Annotated in this window: 22 protein-coding genes and 2 tRNA genes; 9 read left to right on the top strand and 15 right to left on the bottom strand. The window is 46.1% G+C overall.

All coding sequences use genetic code 11. From position 1 onward, the window contains the following. Positions 1-28 precede the first annotated feature (28 nt). The 6 genes from ICN31_RS00760 to ICN31_RS00735 all read left to right on the top strand — a co-directional run bounded on the left by ICN31_RS00760 (position 29) and on the right by ICN31_RS00735 (position 5,279). Positions 29-1,075, top strand: a complete 1,047-nt coding sequence (locus tag ICN31_RS00760) for a bifunctional UDP-4-keto-pentose/UDP-xylose synthase (protein WP_216257667.1) — start codon at positions 29-31, stop codon at positions 1,073-1,075. A 20-nt stretch (positions 1,076-1,095) separates the two neighbouring features. After that, positions 1,096-2,016 (top strand): polysaccharide deacetylase family protein, encoded by a 921-nt coding sequence (locus tag ICN31_RS00755; RefSeq protein WP_216257657.1) that lies wholly within the window; start codon positions 1,096-1,098, stop codon positions 2,014-2,016. A gap of 33 nt (positions 2,017-2,049) precedes the next feature. Further along, positions 2,050-2,517, top strand: coding sequence for a peroxiredoxin (locus ICN31_RS00750; RefSeq protein WP_216257655.1), 468 nt, complete (start codon positions 2,050-2,052; stop codon positions 2,515-2,517). 234 nt (positions 2,518-2,751) lie between these two features. Further along, positions 2,752-4,398, top strand: coding sequence for a PhoH family protein (locus ICN31_RS00745; protein ID WP_216257653.1), 1,647 nt, complete (start codon positions 2,752-2,754; stop codon positions 4,396-4,398). Then, the gene (locus ICN31_RS00740; protein WP_255530854.1) at positions 4,328-4,903 is read left to right on the top strand and encodes a C40 family peptidase; all 576 of its coding nucleotides are present in this window, start codon (positions 4,328-4,330) and stop codon (positions 4,901-4,903) included. The genes ICN31_RS00745 and ICN31_RS00740 overlap by 71 nt, the downstream gene beginning before the upstream one ends. A gap of 112 nt (positions 4,904-5,015) precedes the next feature. Continuing rightward, complete coding sequence (locus ICN31_RS00735; RefSeq protein ID WP_216257651.1) at positions 5,016-5,279, top strand: hypothetical protein; 264 nt, start codon at positions 5,016-5,018, stop codon at positions 5,277-5,279. Between the two features lie 78 nt (positions 5,280-5,357). On the opposite strand, the gene dnaB is transcribed toward ICN31_RS00735, so the two are convergent. The 6 genes from dnaB to ICN31_RS00705 form a co-directional block, all read right to left on the bottom strand. Next, positions 5,358-6,797, bottom strand: a complete 1,440-nt coding sequence (gene dnaB, locus ICN31_RS00730) for a replicative DNA helicase (protein WP_370624247.1) — start codon at positions 6,795-6,797, stop codon at positions 5,358-5,360. Between the two features lie 37 nt (positions 6,798-6,834). After that, positions 6,835-7,287 (bottom strand): 50S ribosomal protein L9, encoded by a 453-nt coding sequence (rplI, locus tag ICN31_RS00725; protein WP_216257650.1) that lies wholly within the window; start codon positions 7,285-7,287, stop codon positions 6,835-6,837. Positions 7,288-7,300: 13 nt separating this feature from the next. Then, positions 7,301-7,573 carry a 30S ribosomal protein S18 gene (rpsR, locus tag ICN31_RS00720; RefSeq protein WP_028819198.1) on the bottom strand — a complete coding sequence of 91 codons (273 nt, stop codon included), beginning with the start codon at positions 7,571-7,573 and terminating at the stop codon, positions 7,301-7,303. 13 nt (positions 7,574-7,586) lie between these two features. Further along, positions 7,587-7,880, bottom strand: coding sequence for a primosomal replication protein N (gene priB / locus ICN31_RS00715; protein ID WP_216257648.1), 294 nt, complete (start codon positions 7,878-7,880; stop codon positions 7,587-7,589). 59 nt (positions 7,881-7,939) lie between these two features. Further along, on the bottom strand, positions 7,940-8,314 hold the full coding sequence (gene rpsF, locus ICN31_RS00710) for a 30S ribosomal protein S6 (protein WP_088524491.1): 375 nt from the start codon (positions 8,312-8,314) through the stop codon (positions 7,940-7,942). 134 nt (positions 8,315-8,448) lie between these two features. Next, positions 8,449-9,498: an asparaginase gene (locus ICN31_RS00705; protein ID WP_255530853.1), complete on the bottom strand. Its 1,050-nt coding sequence runs from the start codon at positions 9,496-9,498 to the stop codon at positions 8,449-8,451. A 59-nt stretch (positions 9,499-9,557) separates the two neighbouring features. On the opposite strand from ICN31_RS00705, the gene lexA reads away from it, so the two are divergent. After that, the gene (gene lexA, locus ICN31_RS00700; protein WP_216257646.1) at positions 9,558-10,277 is read left to right on the top strand and encodes a transcriptional repressor LexA; all 720 of its coding nucleotides are present in this window, start codon (positions 9,558-9,560) and stop codon (positions 10,275-10,277) included. Positions 10,278-10,337: 60 nt separating this feature from the next. On the opposite strand, the gene ICN31_RS00695 is transcribed toward lexA, so the two are convergent. From ICN31_RS00695 to uvrC, 5 genes are all read right to left on the bottom strand, one after another. After that, positions 10,338-10,799, bottom strand: a complete 462-nt coding sequence (locus ICN31_RS00695; protein WP_216257645.1) for a hypothetical protein — start codon at positions 10,797-10,799, stop codon at positions 10,338-10,340. Between the two features lie 85 nt (positions 10,800-10,884). Beyond that, positions 10,885-10,958 (bottom strand) — tRNA-Cys (locus tag ICN31_RS00690). Between the two features lie 49 nt (positions 10,959-11,007). Continuing rightward, a tRNA-Gly gene (locus ICN31_RS00685) sits at positions 11,008-11,083 on the bottom strand. An 82-nt stretch (positions 11,084-11,165) separates the two neighbouring features. After that, positions 11,166-11,741: a CDP-diacylglycerol--glycerol-3-phosphate 3-phosphatidyltransferase gene (pgsA, locus tag ICN31_RS00680; protein ID WP_216257643.1), complete on the bottom strand. Its 576-nt coding sequence runs from the start codon at positions 11,739-11,741 to the stop codon at positions 11,166-11,168. 34 nt (positions 11,742-11,775) lie between these two features. Continuing rightward, on the bottom strand, positions 11,776-13,698 hold the full coding sequence (gene uvrC / locus ICN31_RS00675; protein WP_216257641.1) for an excinuclease ABC subunit UvrC: 1,923 nt from the start codon (positions 13,696-13,698) through the stop codon (positions 11,776-11,778). On the opposite strand from uvrC, the gene earP reads away from it, so the two are divergent. Together earP and efp are read left to right on the top strand one after the other, a co-directional pair. Continuing rightward, positions 13,697-14,767: an elongation factor P maturation arginine rhamnosyltransferase EarP gene (earP, locus tag ICN31_RS00670; protein WP_216257640.1), complete on the top strand. Its 1,071-nt coding sequence runs from the start codon at positions 13,697-13,699 to the stop codon at positions 14,765-14,767. The genes uvrC and earP overlap by 2 nt on opposite strands. 86 nt (positions 14,768-14,853) lie before the next feature. Beyond that, complete coding sequence (efp, locus tag ICN31_RS00665; RefSeq protein WP_216257638.1) at positions 14,854-15,414, top strand: elongation factor P; 561 nt, start codon at positions 14,854-14,856, stop codon at positions 15,412-15,414. A gap of 81 nt (positions 15,415-15,495) precedes the next feature. Here the strand turns inward: efp and nagZ are convergent, their stop codons facing one another. The 4 genes from nagZ to recO are packed head-to-tail and all read right to left on the bottom strand — an operon-like array spanning position 15,496 to position 18,494. Further along, positions 15,496-16,572 (bottom strand): beta-N-acetylhexosaminidase, encoded by a 1,077-nt coding sequence (gene nagZ, locus ICN31_RS00660; RefSeq protein ID WP_216257636.1) that lies wholly within the window; start codon positions 16,570-16,572, stop codon positions 15,496-15,498. 32 nt (positions 16,573-16,604) lie between these two features. Then, positions 16,605-16,997: a holo-ACP synthase gene (gene acpS, locus ICN31_RS00655; RefSeq protein WP_216257634.1), complete on the bottom strand. Its 393-nt coding sequence runs from the start codon at positions 16,995-16,997 to the stop codon at positions 16,605-16,607. Positions 16,998-17,012: 15 nt separating this feature from the next. Then, positions 17,013-17,747 (bottom strand): pyridoxine 5'-phosphate synthase, encoded by a 735-nt coding sequence (pdxJ, locus tag ICN31_RS00650; protein WP_216257632.1) that lies wholly within the window; start codon positions 17,745-17,747, stop codon positions 17,013-17,015. Between the two features lie 12 nt (positions 17,748-17,759). Then, entirely contained in the window at positions 17,760-18,494 is a 735-nt protein-coding gene (gene recO / locus ICN31_RS00645; RefSeq protein WP_216257630.1) for a DNA repair protein RecO, read from the bottom strand. Positions 18,495-18,499 lie beyond the last annotated feature (5 nt).

The following is an 18,499-nucleotide window of genomic DNA, read 5'->3' as shown; positions in this document are numbered from 1 at the left end:
ACAAATTAGATTAAACGAGGCAGTAAAAATGAAAAAAGTACTCATTCTTGGTGTTAACGGCTTTATCGGTCACCACCTTTCCAAGCGCATTCTGGAGACAACTAATTGGGATGTCTATGGCATGGATATGCAGAATGATCGCCTAGGTGATTTGATTAATCATCCTCGCATGCACTTTTTTGAAGGCGATATCACCATTAATAAAGAATGGGTCGAGTATCACATTCGTAAGTGTGATGTCATCCTGCCCTTGGTTGCAATCGCCACTCCAGCCACTTATGTGCAACAGCCACTGAAAGTATTTGAGCTCGACTTTGAAGCCAATCTTCCAATCGTGCGCTCTGCTGTTAAATATAAAAAGCATTTGGTCTTCCCATCCACCTCTGAAGTCTATGGAATGTGTGAGGATGGTGAATTTGATCCTGCTAAATCCAATATGGTCTATGGTCCCATTAATAAGCCGCGTTGGATCTATGCTTGCTCCAAGCAGTTGATGGACCGCGTGATCTGGGGTTATGGCATGGAAGGTTTGCGCTTTACTCTCTTCCGTCCGTTTAACTGGATCGGCCCTGGCCTTGATAGCATCTATACACCAAAAGAAGGTTCATCCCGTGTAGTAACGCAGTTCTTAGGTCACATCGTTCGCGGTGAACCTATCAATCTAGTGGATGGTGGCGCTCAAAAACGTGCCTTTACTTATATTGATGATGGTATTGACGCACTCATCAAGATCATCGACAACAAAGATGGCATTGCCAACGGCAAGATCTACAACATCGGCAATCCCAAGAACAATCACGCCGTTCGTGAACTGGCTAATCAAATGCTAGAGATTGCTCGAAGCATTCCTGAGTATGCGAAGACCGCAAATGCAGTGAAGATCGTTGAAACCACGTCTGGAGCTTATTACGGCGAAGGCTATCAAGACGTTCAAAACCGAGTGCCGGCAATTGACAACACGATGAGTGAACTCAGCTGGAAGCCAACTACCACGATGAGTGATGCGCTCAAGAATATTTTTGAAGCCTATCGTCAGGATGTAGAAAAAGCTCGCTCTTTAGTAGATAAAGAATAAGTAAATAGATCTAAGGGTTCATGGCTAAGATTGCTCTCAAGGTTGATGTTGATACCTTACGTGGAACCAAAGAAGGCGTGCCTAACCTTGCTCGTACTCTAGAGCGCTTTGGGCTCAAAGCTACCTTCTTATTTAGCTTAGGCCCCGACCATACTGGCTGGGCTTTAAAGCGTGTCTTTCGTCCAGGCTTTTTGAAGAAAGTGAGTCGCACCTCTGTTGTAGAGCACTACGGCATTAAGACTTTGCTTTATGGGGTTCTCATCCCCGGACCAGATATTGGCAAAAAAGCAGCTGCACAGATGCGTGCAATCGATCAAGCTGGTCATGAAACTGGTATCCATACTTGGGATCATGTTGCCTGGCAAGATGCGGTACGTCATCAAGATTCGCAGTGGACAAAAGCGATGATGCAAAAAAGTTGGGATCGTTTTGTAGAAATCTTTGGACATGCGCCGGTCACTTATGGCGCTGCTGGTTGGCAAATGAATGAAGCTGCGTTTGAGCAACTAGATCAATGGGGCATCAGCTACTCTTCTGATGGCAGAGCTAAGCCCGATCTCATGCCGTATCGACTGGCACTCCCTTCAGGCAAAGCCAAGCACGTGCAATATCCAACTACCCTACCAACCTTTGATGAACTCATTGGTATTGATGGTGCAGATGAGTTCGGTGCAGTCAAAAAACTCTTAGAAATCACCCAAAGCAACCCCAATGATCAAGTCTTTACTCTGCATGCTGAACTTGAGGGACAAAAGCTACTCCCAGCCTTTGAGCAGCTTTTGGCAGGATGGCTAAATCAAGGCCATGAGCTAGTAACTATGGGTGAACTTCATAAATCCTGGGATGCCACCAAACAACTCGATAAAATAGCCATACTGCCGTTAACATGGGGGGAAATACCCCACCGCAGCGGTGAACTGATTATTCAGAATGCTTCATAAATAACACTTAGCAACAAATAACAAAGGATCATCATGACAGTAGCTCTCGGTCAATCTATTCCTCAGTGCGCTATTCCAGCAACTTCGGGACTGACCTTCTCACCATCCTCAGCCACGGGTAAAAAATTGGTTCTCTACTTTTACCCAAAAGATATGACGCCTGGCTGCACAGCAGAGTCTGGTGAATTTCGTGATCATATTAATGCCTTCACCAAAGCCAATACCTTGGTAGTAGGTGTCTCTCGAGATAGCCTGAAATCCCACGATAACTTTCGCAGCAAATTAGGTCTCCCTTTTGAGCTCGTTGCCGATACCGAAGAAAAGCTGTGCCAAATCTTTGGTGTCATGAAAATGAAGAATATGTACGGCAAGCAAGTCCGCGGGGTTGAGCGCAGCACCTTCCTATTTGACTCCTCCGGTAAGCTCGTCAAAGAATGGCGCGGCCTTAAAGTTCCAGGCCATGTGACAGAGGTATTACAGGCAGCCCAAGCCACTAAATAATTTTTACAACAATTTGTTCTGAGGTGCTTGCAAACCCCAAAATTTGGGGTAAAGTGATTCATATGCACCGCAAACGACGGGAAAGTCTGACAATCCGTTTGAATCAGCAACCTGAATATTTCAGAACAGGTTCGGGGATCAACCCCCTCCGTTTTTTTAACCTCGCTGCAATGAGTTTCGTAACAAGCCGCTATAGCAAATCGCTTAGCGGTTTTTTCTTTTAGGAGAGTCTGCATGCCACTGCCACCCATCCCAACTCAAATTGCTGATCAAGTCAAACTGACTCGCAAGGACACACCAGATTTAAATAAACGTCCTGCACCAGCAAAACCAGTGGTGATGGAAACTTCCCATTGGGCTAATGATGCAGCAGAAGATTTATCTGCAGCAGAACTAGCTCTCGAGAAAATCAAAGCAGACCATGCACCCTCTCATCATGAGAACAAAGTAGCAGTCCCTGCAAAACCTAAACGGGTCATCCGCACTGGGCCGCCAAGCCTATTCGTTTTAGATACCAACGTATTAATGCATGATCCTAGTTCTTTGTTCCGCTTCTCAGAACACGATCTTTTCTTACCGATGACCACCCTCGAGGAATTAGATAACCACAAGAAAGGCATGACAGAAGTAGCCCGCAATGCCCGTATGGTTAGCAGATCCTTAGATCAGCTCGTTGCAGGTACTAGCGGCACATTAGATGAAGGGATCCCTTTAAACAAGCTTGGCAATCAGGATGTTTCAGGCCGTCTCTTTTTCCAAACCAAGCTATCTACTCAAGCATTACCTGAAGGATTGCCAGAGGGTAAAGGCGACAACATGATTTTGGCAGTAGTGAGCGAGTTACAAAAAGCTCGTAATGGCCAAGAAGTCGTGTTGGTATCTAAAGATATCAATATGCGCATCAAAGCGCGTGCGCTGGGTTTACCTGCTGAAGATTATTTCAATGACCAGGTTTTAGAAGATCGCGATTTGATGTATTCCGGGATCATGGCTCTATCAGCCGATTTCTGGCCAAAGCATGGCAAAGATATGGAAAGCTGGTCTGATCCTAAGTCTGGCACGATGTTTTATAAAGTGACTGGTCCTGCCGTAACCAGCATGTTAGTCAATCAATTTGTTTATCAAGAAAATCCTGACGGATCAACGCCTTTCTACGCCCACGTCAGAGAAATCAATGGCAAAACTGCGCTTTTGCAAACCCTCAGAGATTTCTCCCATCAGAAAAATAATGTATGGGGCGTGACTGCTCGAAATCGCGAGCAAAACTTCGCTATGAACTTACTGATGAACCCCGATATCGACTTTGTGACTCTACTAGGTCAAGCTGGTACTGGAAAAACTCTGCTGGCCTTAGCTGCTGGACTTGAGCAAGTATTGGATAGCAAGCGCTATAACGAAATCATTATTACTCGCGCTACCGTTCCTGTTGGTGAAGATATTGGCTTTCTGCCGGGAACTGAAGAAGAAAAAATGCAGCCCTGGATGGGTGCCTTTGATGACAACCTTGAAGTCTTACAGCGTAATGATGATGCTGGTGAATGGGGTCGCGCTGCAACCCAAGAGCTCATCCGCTCACGTATTAAGGTAAAGAGTATGAACTTTATGCGCGGTAGAACTTTCGTTAGCAAGTATGTGATCATTGATGAGGCTCAGAATTTAACGCCTAAGCAAATGAAAACTCTGGTAACCCGTGCAGGTCCTGGAACCAAAATTATTTGCCTAGGCAATATTGCGCAGATTGATACACCCTACCTAACAGAAGGCTCATCCGGTCTAACTTATGTAGTTGATCGTTTCAAGGGTTGGCGTCATGGTGGCCACATCACTCTTGCGCGTGGTGAACGCTCACGTCTTGCGGATCATGCGGCTGACGCTCTCTAATCAATCTCGCTCATGCCGCACTCTAACGGGGTGCGGCATTTTTATTTGCATCCTAGCAACCAGCGGGTGCAGCACCTTTGGCACTAAATCCAGCGCGTCTAAAGTTGCACAATTTAAGCAAGATACCAGCGTAGGTACCGAAGATATTTCAATTGCAGCTGTTGGTTTGGTAGATGTGCCTTATCGATTTGGCGGCAATACTCCCAGAGGCGGATTTGATTGCAGTGGACTGATCGTCTATGTGTATAACAAAGCAGCGGGTATTAAGCTGCCTCGGACTATTCAACTGATGAGCAGTCAAGGTAAGAGTATTGATGGTCAACCCCCTGCCCCAGGCGACTTAGTGTTCTTTAATACCACTGGAGAAAAATATTCACACGCCGGAATCTATGTGGGACAGGGGCGTTTTGTACACGCCCCGAGCGCAGGTGGAACCGTGCGACTTGATTACATTACATCGCCCTATTGGGCTGCTAAATTTACTGAGGCAAGAAGGATTAAATAGATCTTCGCCTTGCAGCACATAGCATTTGCCCTATATTCACAAAGAGCTTAGATTTAATTAAAGTGTATATTAAGATGTCTTTTAATAAAACGTTTATCTAAGAGAGAACCACATGAAAAAATTGATTATTGCTTTTGGTCTTGTCCTGAGCCTTACAACTCCAGCATTTGCATTTTCTCAGGCAGAGTGCGAAGCTAAGGCAGTGAGTAAAGATGGTAAGCCAATTTATGGGGCTGCTAAAGAAGCTTCTATCAAGAAATGTATGGGTGATGCCAAACCCAATGATTGCGAAGCTAAAGCCGTAAGCAAAGATGGTAAGCCGCTCTATGGCGCAGCAAAAGCAGCTTCAATTAAGAAGTGTGAAGGTGAAAAATAAGATTTTGAAACTTGCTTCACCTCAGTAAAAAAGCCTCGCATTGCGAGGCTTTTGATTGATTGATTTTGCTCTTTATTTTTAGAACGGTTCGTAACCACCAGAAGAGTATCCAACCGAACCCATCGCCAAGTTATCAAACTTGGTATACTGGCCTTGCCAACTTAATCTGACTGTACCAATCGGACCATTACGTTGCTTACCGATAATGATCTCAGCCATGCCTTTATCGGTGGTGGTATCAGGGTGATATACCTCATCACGATAAATAAACATAATCACGTCTGCATCTTGCTCGATCGCACCTGACTCACGCAAGTCAGACATGATGGGGCGCTTATTGGGGCGCTGCTCCAAGCCACGATTTAACTGAGAGAGTGCCACTACCGGGCACTGTAATTCTTTTGCAAGTGATTTGAGAGAGCGTGAGATTTCAGAAATCTCAGTTGCACGGTTCTCTGAACCAGAACCACTCATCAGCTGCAGATAGTCAATCACCACTAAGCCAAGAGTACCGCCAAAATTTCTGGCAATCCGACGTGCTCTTGCGCGTAATTCAAGACTTGATAAAGCACCAGTCTCATCAATCAAAATTTGGGTATTACTTAAACGAGCAATGGCATCGGTCACACGTGGCCATTCATCATCTTGTAACTTACCAGTACGCATACGACTTTGATCGACGCGCCCTACTGAGCCGAGCAAACGTGATGCCAATTGCTCACCAGACATCTCCATCGAAAAAATCACGACTGGCAAACCTTCAGAAAGTGCAACGTTCTCTGCAATATTCAGTGCAAGCGCTGTTTTACCCATTGAAGGTCTTCCAGCCACAATCACTAGGTCGCCTTTTTGTAGACCACTTGTTTGCTTGTCTAAATCAATAAAGCCTGTAGCAATGCCAGTAATGTCGCTACCACCTTGACGGTTATAGAGCTCATCAATACGGGCAACGACAGAGCGCAGAAGTGGCTCAATCTCAAGATAATCGGCTTTGCGGCTTCCTTCTTCACCAATTTGCAAGATACGAGACTCAGCTTCATCTAGAAGCGTTCTCACAGAGCGGCCTTCAGGAACAAAGGCGGAATTGACAATGCTGTCTGAGACTTCAATTAAGCGACGCAGAATACTGCGATCACGAACAATATCGGCATAGCCTTTAATATTCGCAGAGCTAGGGGTATTTTGCGCTAGAGAATTGAGGTAATCGACACTGACAAGATCGCCACCCTGCTCGGATTTAATGGCGTCATGAACAGTGATGACGTCAGCAGGATGGTTGTCACCCACTAAACGGGTAATGACCTTATAGATCAGCGCGTGTTCAGGGCGGTAGAAATCTTTATCACTTAATACGCCGCCCAGGCGATCCCAGGCAGTGTTATCGATCAGTAGACCGCCGAGCAATGATTGCTCGGCTTCTACAGAATGCGGTGGGACTTTTAAGGCCTGCACAACTGCATCCCCAGAGCCCGCCATGCCGGGATTCAGCGTAACGGAACGTGAACGGGATTCAGCCATGAGGCTAGCGAAGTTCCGAGAACCTTAGACTTAAAACCTAAGCTTGCTCGCCAACTACACGAATGGTGATATCAGCCACTACATCGGTATGAACAGCAACCGCTACAGGGTGATCGCCAACCATTTTCAACGGGCCAGTAGGCATGCGAATTGAAGACTTCTCAATCGTAAATCCTTTAGCTTTCAAGCCATCAGCGATGTCATGATTGGTTACAGAACCAAACAAACGACCATCAACACCTGCTTTTTGACCGATTTCAAGAACCAAGTCTTTGAGCTTTGTGCCAACTGCTTGTGCTGCAGCCAATTTCTCAGCAGCTAGTTTTTCCAACTCAGCACGACGAACTGCAAAGTCAGCAATAGCTGCCTCAGTAGCGCGACGGGCTTTACGTTGCGGGATTAAGAAGTTACGAGCGAAACCGTCTTTAACGCGAACTACGTCACCGAGGTTGCCCAGGTTTGTTACTTTTTCTAAAAGAATGATTTGCATTGAGGGCTCCCAATTATTTCTTATGTTGATCGGAGAATGGCAATAAAGCCAAGAAACGAGCACGCTTAATAGCAGTGTCTAATTGACGCTGATATTTTGCTTTTGTGCCTGTCAAACGAGCAGGAGTGATCTTGGCATTCTCGCCAATGAAGTCCTTCAATGTATCTACATCTTTGTAGTCGATTTGCTCAACGCCACCAACTGTGAAACGGCAATAACGCTTACGCTTGAACAATGGGTTCTGAGCTGGTTTCTTTTTGAAATCGGGTTTCTTTCCAAACGCCATGATGATTTCCTCTTTAATTTTTCAATTGAATATGGTTAATATGGAAAACAAGTCTTTGATTACGTAGAGTCTTGGGTGCTAAGAATCCTTCAAACACTGCCTCAGCTCCTAAATCCATTCGCTCAAGATCCTTTTGTATCGGACCAATTGCTATGGCTTCAACGCTCATCAGGATTTTCCTAGCCACTCCTACCTCGTTTGCTTGACCGCTATGTTCTAGCTGGCAATGCATCACCGGTATTCCTGCTGGTGTAAATCGAATTGCGTCTTTAGATACCAAGATTGCAGTGAGAGTGAAATGATTCAACGCCGCTCCGCTTCTCTGATACGTTTTCTAGTCTGTGTATTCCTCTTCAAATTTCTAACTTATTCCGCTGCTACAGGAGCTTCGGATTGAGCTGATTTGCGCGCTTCTTCACGTTGCACTTCTTTCATCATGATGGAAGGCTCACTTTCAGCCTTCTTAGTCTTGATGATGAGGTGACGCAAAACAGCATCGTTAAATTTGAACGCATGCTCGAGCTCTTCCAGAGTTTTCTGGTCGCACTCAATGTTCATGCAAACGTAGTGGGCTTTAGCAAGCTTGTCGATCATGTAAGCCATCTGACGACGACCCCAATCTTCCATGCGATGAATTTTGCCGCCGGCAGCTGCTAATGTAGCTTTGTAGCGATCGATCATCGCGGGCACTTGCTCGCTTTGGTCCGGATGGACGATAAAAACGATTTCATAATGACGCATCTAACACTCCTTAAGGATAAAGTCACCTGAGCGTCTTGCTAACTTCCGATGGTTTTTGAAGTTAGCGCCAGTGTGACAAGGTAGTAACAAATTGTAGGTACTGCTACAACACTTTTAAAGCCGCTTTTCAGCGCTTACCTAATCTCAGGCAAGACCGCTATTCTAGCAAAAAAATCCTGCCAAGTCAGGGATTTATCTCCCTTTGTGGCATTTAATGCCAGTTGAAGAGCAATTCGTGCCCTGGGGGCGGAAAGGCTACCCGCGGTCAAACCTAAGGCAGACACTTCTCCAATTACGCCAGCGCCAGTACGTGAGGTTTTTATGAGGGCAACACCTTTGTCTTGAGCTAGCTTTAAAGCCTCTTCCAGGGCTTGATGAAACCCTCCTAGGCCTGTTCCGGCAAGAACTAAGCCTTGGACTCCGGTGTTGACCAAAAACTCGATAGCCTCGGAACGTGCACCAGCATGGCTAGTTAAAATCTCCACCCATGGCCAAATACCCTCAGGAATGGGTAAATCATCACCACATGCTTCCTGAGTCGCCCTTACTCTAGACATCCAAGAAGGATTAACCAAGCCTACAGGACTAGATGGGGAGTCCATTAAGGGTGCATTGAGGGCTGAAGTATGGCGTTTTGCCAAATCTCGAGCAAGGCAGACCTTACCTGCGAATACGGCAAAAACTCCTCCAGGGCAATTTTCTCGAGAAGTGGCGGCCCACTTCAAGGCATCTAGAAGATTTAGAGGACCATCAGCCTGCGGTACATTGGCTGGGAGCATGGCTCCGGTCAAAACGACTCTCTTGCCTAATTTTTCAGCAAGTTTGCCGCAGGTAGCAGACAAGAAAAATCCCGCTTCCTCAACTGTATCTGTGCCATGGGTAATGACAATCCCTTGAACAGATGGGTTTTCTAGAGAAGTCTTTACCAAATTGCCTAAGAGGGTTAGTAAATCCTCACCTAAATCACGGCTATTGATGTTGGCCACCTGCTGAGCAAGCAGCTTTAAATGCCCTGGAATCCCATCTTGGATAGTCGCCACCAGGGTCTCAATACCCAATTCCCCGGCCTTATAGGACCTTGGGTCGACCCCTGGATTTGGGGCTAAACCAGCAATAGTGCCGCCCATACCCAATACCAGGATATGGGGAGAATTTTCAGGCTTAGCGTGATTTGAACCCATCATTGCATTATCCCCTGCCAAAAGTCCTTGAAATATCAAATAGTGCTGTATACAATCCCAGTATGGACATAAATACAGTCGATTTTCCTGAGGAGCTGACCGCCCTCCCCAAACTCACCTCACGTCAAAGTGAGATTTTAGAATTGATCTCCAAAGCGATCGATGAGGGTGGCTCACCACCTACTCGCGCAGAAATTGCAGCTCAATTAGGTTTCGCATCTGCTAACGCCGCTGAAGAACATCTTCGCGCGCTGGCAAAAAAGGGTTATATAGAATTAACGCCAGGTACTTCTCGTGGCATTCGGATTTTGCAACGCTTCAATCAAACACATCACACCAATCAATATCGCCAGATGTCATTACCGTCAGGTGCATTACAACAACTCACGCTTCCTTTAATTGGACGAGTTGCTGCTGGCTCACCAATCATGGCCGTTGAGCATATTGAAAAACAAGTCCCTGTTGATCCAAGCTTATTCAGTAAGAGCGCTGACTACTTATTGAAGGTTGTGGGTATGAGTATGCGTGATGCCGGAATTTTGGATGGTGACTATTTAGCTGTTCGCAAAACTACCGAAGTGCGCAATGGCGATATCGTGGTTGCCCGCCTTGATGATGAAGTCACTGTGAAGCGCTGGAATCAAAAGAAAACTACTAACGGTATGGTGATCGAATTACAAGCTGAGAACCCAGACTTTAAAAATATTCTCGTAGATAGTCGTCAACCCAACTTCGCTATTGAAGGTCAGGCCGTTGGTCTCATTAGGGCTGGAGGGCTGTAAGCAAGCACCATAAAGCAAAAGGCCTCCAGTGGAGGCCTTTTTTAATATCTCTTTTCTAAATTACTTACGACCTGGAGCCACTACGTTTGCATTCTTTGGGGATGAAGTAATGACGATGATGGTTTTTGGTCCAGTGAAAGAACCTTCATTCAACTCTACCGTAGCTGTTCGATCGCCTTTCGTGAAAACCAAAATACTCGTTTTAGATTTCACTGCACTAACCGTTGTCCAACCAGCTCTTGGATACTCAGATTGAAAGAATGCATAAATATCTGTTGGTGTTTGTACCCCAGATAATATGACACGCCCTACCCAGTTGTCGCCACGACCAATGATTAAAGAATCTGGGCCAATAATTTTTGAGGCAGCTGGTAATGGCATATCACCTAGGAGTTGAGTCTGAGTCTCCTGAACTTCACTGGGCGTTCCAGTAGGAGAGTCCCCAGAGCTAGCGCAAGCGCCTAGAAAGGCAGAAAAGAATAAGGCAAATGCTCCGACTTTGAGGGTATGGATTTTGATCATTTTTCGCTTTACCTAGTGAACGAGGATTACTTACATAACTTGAAAGTATTTTAGGGGATACCCCCATTTCGTCAAGCGAAATTACTGGAGGCGCGTGAGGGAATCGAACCCCCGTACGAAGCTTTGCAGGCTCCTGCCTAACCACTCGGCCAACGCGCCAGATACTTAAATCAAAAATGGGAAGCTTTTCAGGGCTTCCCATCGAACTTGGAGCGGGAAAGGAGGTTCGAACTCCCGACCTATACCTTGGCAAGGTATCGCTCTACCAGCTGAGCTATTCCCGCATAACAGGGCGTCAGTTTAACAAACAATCGAAGAGAAAGCATTATTCCCTTCAAAGGCTTAGCTGGCTGGGGTTTTTAGAATTTAATCAATCTTGCCAGCCAATTGTGGCAAGGCCTTTTTCATGTAATAGAACATGGACCAAAGTGTTAAAAACGAAGCTACCCAAATCAGCCAAGTACCAATTCTGGCGCAGTCCAACCACCCAAATAAGGTGTCATTGAGCAACAAAAATGAAATGGCCACCAATTGTGCTGTCGTTTTTAATTTCCCGACCATATGAACAGCGACGCTTTTGCCAGCACCCAACAAAGCCATCCACTCTCGCAAAGCAGAGATCGTAATTTCTCGTCCGATGATGATGAGGGCAACCCAGACTTGAACGCGATCCATATTCAGCAGAACCAATAATGCTGCCGCCACGATGAGTTTATCTGCAACGGGATCTAGAAATTGTCCAAAGGCAGACTCTTGATGCATACGCCTCGCCAAAAATCCATCCAACCAATCGGTGAGTGCCGCAAAGACAAAGATGATGGTTGCGATGACATTCTTCTCAAGAGGTGTTAACCATACCCCCGGGAGATAAAAGATCGCGATGAGCAAGGGAATTGCTGCAACACGCAACCAGGTTAGGGCAATCGGTAGATTAAATGGCATATATCAAGGATAAACTAAGTGAGTGATAGATTTGCTAGTGGAGTTGGCGATAAATCTGCTCAGCAAGAGTAAGTGAGACTCCTTCCACGCTGGCAATCTCTTCAATACTCGCATTAGCCACCCCTTTTAATCCACCAAAACGGGCTAATAGCTGTTGACGTCGCTTGGCACCAATACCTTCAATCTCCTCTAAGCGAGAGACTGTTCTTGCCTTGGCCCGCTTGGCGCGCATTCCGGTGATTGCAAAACGATGAGCCTCATCTCGAATCTGCGCAACCAATAATAAAGCGGCACTATCAATTCCGAGCTCTAAGGCTTTGCGCCCATCAGCAAAGATCAGTGTTTCTAACCCAACCTTACGACCCTCGCCTTTAGCTACTCCCACAATGAGACCTACATCCATGCCAAATTCTGCAAGAACTTGTCTTGCCATCTCCACCTGTCCTTTACCGCCATCAATCAAAATGACTTGCGGGATTCTATCTACTGGAAGTTCCTGAAAGTTGGCGTAGCGTCTTTGCAATACTTGTCGCATAGCAGCGTAGTCGTCACCTGGAGTAATGTCGGCAATATTAAAACGGCGATACTCACTAGACTGCATTGCGTTCTTTGCATAAACCACACAAGAGGCTTGGGTTGCCTCACCAGAGGTATGGCTAATATCAAAACACTCAATTCGTAATTGCTCAAGGCTTTCTAGATCGAGTGCCAAAATATCTGCCAATGCTCGCGCTCTCGCTAATTGCCCACCAGTCTCAACTAGCCGCTTAGTCAGAGCAATCTTGGCATTACCCTCAGCCATTGCAAGCCAGTGCCGTCTTTGTCCTTGCGGTTGATGCAAGAAGGTGATTTTTCTGCCGGCTTGCGCATTTAATAGCTCATGCAAACCTTCCGGAGGTGCATCACTAAGCTTAGAGACATCATCACTAATTGATTGCAGAGCATGATTTAAAACCAGTACGGATGGAATTAAATGAGTCGTTGCTCCAGAAGCTGCCTCATCTATATTTTCTTCTAAATAATGTTGCGCAATAAAAGCTTCTAGAATTTCTGGGGGTGATGGCAACTCACCAGAGGTGGTTCGCAATCCCTTAGGGAAGTAAGCTCTATCGCCCAAGTGGCGACCGCCACGCACCATAGCCAAGTTCACGCAAACCATTCCTTCCATTTGTGCGACAGCAATCACATCAACATCACCCTCACCTTCAGCAACAGTATCCATAGACTGCTGCTGCAGCACACTCGAGAGATCGGCAATGCGGTCTCGCAGTACTGCCGCCATTTCAAATTCCATGGCCTCGCTATGGGCATGCATTTCTTTTTCAAGCTCTGATAACACCCGACCATGATCGCCTTCTAAAAAGCGGGTTGCTTGAGCTACATCTTGGTCATACTGCTCTACGCTGAGTCTGCCAACACAAGGGGCACTGCAACGATGAATTTGATGCAACAAGCAAGGACGACTGCGATTCTTAAAGACAGAGTCTTCGCAGGTTCGTAGTCGAAACACTTTTTGCAAAATCTGCACACTATTACGCACTGCCCAAGAATTTGGGAAAGGTCCGAAATAATGATTGCGCTTATCTATCTTGCCACGATAAGAAGCCAGCCTGGGGAACTGGTGACCCGTCATCATGACATAGGGATAAGACTTATCATCTCTAAAGAGAATATTGAATGGTGGAGCCAACTCTTTAATGAGATTGTTCTCAAGAATGAGTGCTTCGGTTTCGGACCGTGTTACTGTTGTTTCGTAGCGGGCGATTTTGCCCACCATGAGCGCTATGCGTGGAGAAAGTTGTTTGCTCTGAAAATAACTGGAGACCCGTTTTTTGAGGTGGCGAGCTTTGCCAACATACAGAATATGCCCTGCTTCATCAAAGAAGCGATACACCCCCGGCAATCCGGGCAGCCGTTTAACGTCTTGCTGAAGGTTTTCAAAAAAAGAATTACTCATGCGTTGGGATATTTTCTGCCAAATCGTAGACAACTATGGTGATGCTGGTATTTGCTGGCGTCTAGCCCGAAGCTTATCAAGTCTTCATGGCCAAGAAGTACGCATTTTCTGCAATGACTTGCCAACCCTTAATTTACTCGCTTCTGGCAGCGATGAAGCGCTAGGCCACCAAATTGATCTGCAACCTTGGGAGGCTAGCCATAGTAATGCCAGGCATCCTGTTCAAACCCCAGATGTCGTAATTGAAGCTTTTGGCTGTGATTTACCAGAACGCTATCTTGCAGGACTCTTCATTGCCCCTGTAAAGCCGATCATTATCAATTTAGAGTATCTCAGCGCCGAGCCCTGGATTAGCGATTTTCATTTAAAGGCATCACCACAATCGCACGGTATTCCAAAGTATTTTTTCTTTCCAGGTTTTCAAGATGATGTTGGTGGACTCTTACTAGACCCTATTCCTCCTGAAGGATCAGAAGTTACCCGTCTCATTCCCAAGAGCCTGAAATCGATCTGGTTAAAACTACGCCCCAAAGCAAAACGCATCAGTATTTTTTGCTACCCTGGAGCCCCCTTACGCAAATGGCTTGAAGACTTAGGCAATCTTGGAGAACACGTTGATGTATTGCTTACCCATGGCCATGCAGAACTACTCAATTTTTATGGTGAAAAACCAATTGAGCTGCCTGCAAACATCCAACTTCTCTCGATACCATTTGTATCGCAAGATGAGTATGACTGGGTACTCTCACAATGCGACTTCAATATTGTGCGAGGTGAAGATTCATTTATCCGCGCTCAACTGGCTGGCAAACCATTTATTTGGCACATCTACCCCCAAGAAGATCGAGCGCACGAAGTCAAATTGGCAGCCTTTTTAGATTTGTACCTCAATAATGCTAGCCAAGAACTCAGATTAGCCACGATTGCGGCAATGACCTGGGCAATGCCTAGTTCATGGTTTAAATCCCTAAACGCCTGGCATGGCCATTCCAAAGCCTGGCGTGCTCACATACTCAAAAATCAAGAAGATGGTGGTTTGGCCGCACGCTTAATGCGCTTTATAGCCTAAGCTCTGCATTAAAGGCCTGCGGGCGGTTACAATCTTGTTTTTGATAAAAACCGCAGAAAAATCACTCTGCACCCAGGAATAGCAAGATGAAAACAGCACAAGAACTCCGCGTTGGTAACGTAGTTATGATCGGCAGCGATGCCATGGTCGTTTTAAAAGCCGAATACAGCCGCTCAGGACGTAACTCCTCAGTTGTAAAAATGAAATTTAAGAACTTATTAACTGGCGCACCGAACGAAGGTGTTTATAAAGCCGATGATAAGTTTGATGTTGTCATTCTCGAAAAGAAAGACTGCACCTATTCTTATTTCGCAGATCCAATGTATGTATTTATGGATGGTGACTACAACCAGTACGAAGTGGAAGCTGAATTCATGGGCGATGCATTAAATTACCTCGAAGAAAGCATGCCCTGTGAAGTTGTGTTCTACGAAGGTAAAGCACTTTCAGTAGCCATGCCAAATTCACTCGTTCGTGAAATCATCTACACAGAACCTGCTGTTAAAGGCGATACTAGCTCAGGTAAAGTACTAAAGAACGCAAAACTGGCTACTGGCTATGAATTGCAAGTTCCTTTGTTTTGTAACACTGGCGACAAGATCGAGATCGATACTCGCACCGGTGAATATCGTAGCCGCGCTAACTAAGTAAAACACTGAGTAGCAAACTCAAAAACAAAAGCCCGGTACGCCGGGCTTTTTTATTTCTCTCACAAAGTGAAAAATATCTTAAGCAATTAACTTCATCTGCTTGAGCAAGCCTTTAGCATGTTGATACTCTGCTTCATCCTGCAAGTCATCCCACGATAAAGCTGCTGACTTTGGCATCAAGCGATTCAGGCGAGTAGCAGATTCAGACTGTTTAGCTTTAGAGACCTTGAGTTTTTCAAGTAATTGATCAGCTAAATCTGGACGATTACAAATCAGAACGGCATCACAGCCTGCATTGAGTGCCAACTCAGCACCCTTCACCACAGAGCCTGCAACACTGGCGCCCTCCATTGAGAGATCATCACTGAAGATCACGCCCTCAAATCCCAACTCTTGACGCAAGATGGAATGTAGCCAAACATTAGAAAATCCCGCAGGGTTCTTGTCTACCTTAGGATAAATGACATGGGCAGGCATGACGGCAGCCAGACTGAGATCTAACCACTCATAAGGCTTGGCATCATCATTCAGAATCTGGGCCATGGACCGCTCATCTACCGGAATAGCCACATGAGAATCTGCTTCTGCCCAACCATGCCCCGGAAAATGTTTGCCGCAATTCGCCATATCAGCTAAGCGCAAGCCTTCGTTCAAACTCTTTGCTAAGGCAAACACAATTTGTGGGTCACGACTAAATGAACGATCGCCGATGACTCCACTGCGACCAAAATCTAAATCCAAAACTGGCGTGAAACTTAAGTCCACACCGCAAGCGCGCAACTCAGCAGCCAAAATGTATCCGCAGGCAGTAGCTGCCGCCATCGCAAGCGCTGCTGACTCGGCTGCATGGGTCGAATTACTCTTTACACCCCAAAGTTCACCGAACTTGCGCATTGCTGGAAGGTGGGTAAAGCCATCTGTTTTACAACGCTGCACTCGTCCACCCTCATGATCAATGGAGATCAAGACATCAGAGCGGAGTTTTTTGATATCAGCAGTGAGTTTGGTCAGCTGTTTACGATCGGCAAAGTTTCTACCAAACAGGATAACGCCACCAGTCAAAGGATTTAGGATACGACGACGATCTTCAGCATCTAAGACCTGACCCACCACATCCAATGTGACTGGGCCTGGGCTCATGGTGGATTTACTCATCTCTTCCTCTGTATATTCTGAATATCTAGTGCTTACTTTTGAGTAACGATGACATGGGCAATCGCCATATCCTGTTCATCGCTCACAGTAACGTGCGCTTCCCAATTCTTTTCTGCCATAAATTTGGCCAGTGCGCCCAAGTAGGAAGTGACCGGCTTACCGCTCGGCTCGTTTAAAGTTTGCAATGAGCGCCAGGTCATAGGCATTCTCATTCCTAGGCCAATAGCCTTAGAAAATGCTTCCTTAGCAGCAAAGCGCGTTGCTAAGAAGGCAATGCCCCGTTTGTGATTTCTGGCAAGACGCTGTTTAAAGACCAACATCTCAGCAGGGCTCAAAATTCTTTCAGCCAAGCGGCCATTGGTCCGATCATAAGCCGCTTGTAAGCGCTCGATCTGGAGAATATCTGTACCAATGCCGATGATCATATTTACTTTTTTGATTTATGAGTGAGCTCGACCCTGAATCATCAGAGCCTTCATATCGGTGATGGCCTTTTGCCATCCCTTAAATACTGCCTCGGCCACAATGGCATGACCAATATTCAATTCGGACAACTCGGCAATGGCTGCAATGGGCATAACATTATCTTCATGCAGACCATGGCCCGCATTGACACGCAGTCCAATACTTTTTCCAAATTGCGCTGCCTTACGAATACGCTCTAATTCAGTTGTCTGATCTGCGCCAGACAAGTCTGCATAACGACCAGTATGCAATTCTACTACTGTGGCTCCAACATCTTTTGCCGCTTGAATTTGTTTTTCTTCTGGGTCAATGAATAGCGATACCCGAATACCTGCTTCTTGCAATTGCTTTGTTGCAGCCTTCACCGCCTCATAGTGCCCCACCACATCTAAGCCACCTTCAGTAGTGACCTCTGCTCGCTTCTCAGGTACCAAGCACACATCGTGCGGCTTTACCTTACAAGCGATGTTAATCATTTCAGGGGTAACTGCGCACTCGAGGTTCATGCGCGTTTTGATGAGTGGGCGCAGCGCAAATAGATCTGCATCTTTAATATGACGGCGATCCTCACGTAAATGCAGGGTAATTAAATCGGCGCCAGCCTCTTCAGCCAATTGTGCTGCCTTGATGGGATCGGGATAAACCGTACCACGGGCATTACGTAGCGTGGCTACGTGATCGATATTAATTCCGAGTTCTAAGGCTGTCATGACTGTAGGTTACTAGATTTTCTTCAGATCAATCAAAATTTGTCTAGTGGTCAAGACCTGGTCTTGCAGATGCAAACCCAGAAGAAAGCGCATGAGTTGCTTGCTCTCAGATAGCGTTTCTGGATCAGAAAAATCCCCAAGCGCAATAGCGAGTAGAGATTTACCAGTTAAGACTGGCCAATGCCCGGGATCATCCCCCTGCACAGGACGAATACCGCGCTCAGGCTGATAAACATACTGAGTTTTCGCATCGGGTAACTCATTAGTTTCAACACAGCGATCCAAAGCAGCTGCATAACCCGTTTCTTGCAAGAGTGATAACTCGAATGGACGCAGAATTTCTTCTAAACCCTTGGATTCAAGTTCGAGATTCGATAAGGCATTAATCGTTTCTGTATAACGATCATAAAGTTTTTCGTAATCGTCTTCACGCGCCAAAAACTTGACAAGTAATTCATTGAGATAAAAACCGCAAAGCAATGCATCGCCAACTAAGGAAGGCATGCCGCCTACCCACTCAGACTTGGTGAGTGTGCGTAGCTCCGACTTGCCACTCCAAGAAACTAAGAGGGGTTGGAAACGTTGCAACACTGGACGCAATGTTGAGTGTGGACGCTTTGCGCCTTTAGCAATCAGGGCCATGCGCCCATACTGCCGTGTAAAGACATCCAGAATTAAGCTGGTTTCTTTATAGGGAATGCTATGCAATACAAAAGCAGGCTCGTCAGCAATACGAATCGAGGCCATGACGA

The organism is Polynucleobacter sp. UB-Piko-W3 (assembly GCF_018881635.1).
Taxonomy (GTDB): domain Bacteria; phylum Pseudomonadota; class Gammaproteobacteria; order Burkholderiales; family Burkholderiaceae; genus Polynucleobacter.
This window is presented reverse-complemented; position numbering and strand designations above follow the sequence as displayed.

Coding starts and splice junctions, on each gene's coding strand:
- ICN31_RS00760 (WP_216257667.1), top strand. CDS start 29: ATGAAAAAAGTACTCATTCTTGGTGTTAACGGCTTTATCGGTCACCAC.
- ICN31_RS00755 (WP_216257657.1), top strand. CDS start 1,096: ATGGCTAAGATTGCTCTCAAGGTTGATGTTGATACCTTACGTGGAACC.
- ICN31_RS00750 (WP_216257655.1), top strand. CDS start 2,050: ATGACAGTAGCTCTCGGTCAATCTATTCCTCAGTGCGCTATTCCAGCA.
- ICN31_RS00745 (WP_216257653.1), top strand. CDS start 2,752: ATGCCACTGCCACCCATCCCAACTCAAATTGCTGATCAAGTCAAACTG.
- ICN31_RS00740 (WP_255530854.1), top strand. CDS start 4,328: ATGGTGGCCACATCACTCTTGCGCGTGGTGAACGCTCACGTCTTGCGG.
- ICN31_RS00735 (WP_216257651.1), top strand. CDS start 5,016: ATGAAAAAATTGATTATTGCTTTTGGTCTTGTCCTGAGCCTTACAACT.
- dnaB (WP_370624247.1), bottom strand. CDS start 6,797: ATGGCTGAATCCCGTTCACGTTCCGTTACGCTGAATCCCGGCATGGCG.
- rplI (WP_216257650.1), bottom strand. CDS start 7,287: ATGCAAATCATTCTTTTAGAAAAAGTAACAAACCTGGGCAACCTCGGT.
- rpsR (WP_028819198.1), bottom strand. CDS start 7,573: ATGGCGTTTGGAAAGAAACCCGATTTCAAAAAGAAACCAGCTCAGAAC.
- rpsF (WP_088524491.1), bottom strand. CDS start 8,314: ATGCGTCATTATGAAATCGTTTTTATCGTCCATCCGGACCAAAGCGAG.
- ICN31_RS00705 (WP_255530853.1), bottom strand. CDS start 9,498: ATGATGGGTTCAAATCACGCTAAGCCTGAAAATTCTCCCCATATCCTG.
- lexA (WP_216257646.1), top strand. CDS start 9,558: ATGGACATAAATACAGTCGATTTTCCTGAGGAGCTGACCGCCCTCCCC.
- ICN31_RS00695 (WP_216257645.1), bottom strand. CDS start 10,799: ATGATCAAAATCCATACCCTCAAAGTCGGAGCATTTGCCTTATTCTTT.
- pgsA (WP_216257643.1), bottom strand. CDS start 11,741: ATGCCATTTAATCTACCGATTGCCCTAACCTGGTTGCGTGTTGCAGCA.
- earP (WP_216257640.1), top strand. CDS start 13,697: ATGCGTTGGGATATTTTCTGCCAAATCGTAGACAACTATGGTGATGCT.
- uvrC (WP_216257641.1), bottom strand. CDS start 13,698: ATGAGTAATTCTTTTTTTGAAAACCTTCAGCAAGACGTTAAACGGCTG.
- efp (WP_216257638.1), top strand. CDS start 14,854: ATGAAAACAGCACAAGAACTCCGCGTTGGTAACGTAGTTATGATCGGC.
- nagZ (WP_216257636.1), bottom strand. CDS start 16,572: ATGAGTAAATCCACCATGAGCCCAGGCCCAGTCACATTGGATGTGGTG.
- acpS (WP_216257634.1), bottom strand. CDS start 16,997: ATGATCATCGGCATTGGTACAGATATTCTCCAGATCGAGCGCTTACAA.
- pdxJ (WP_216257632.1), bottom strand. CDS start 17,747: ATGACAGCCTTAGAACTCGGAATTAATATCGATCACGTAGCCACGCTA.
- recO (WP_216257630.1), bottom strand. CDS start 18,494: ATGGCCTCGATTCGTATTGCTGACGAGCCTGCTTTTGTATTGCATAGC.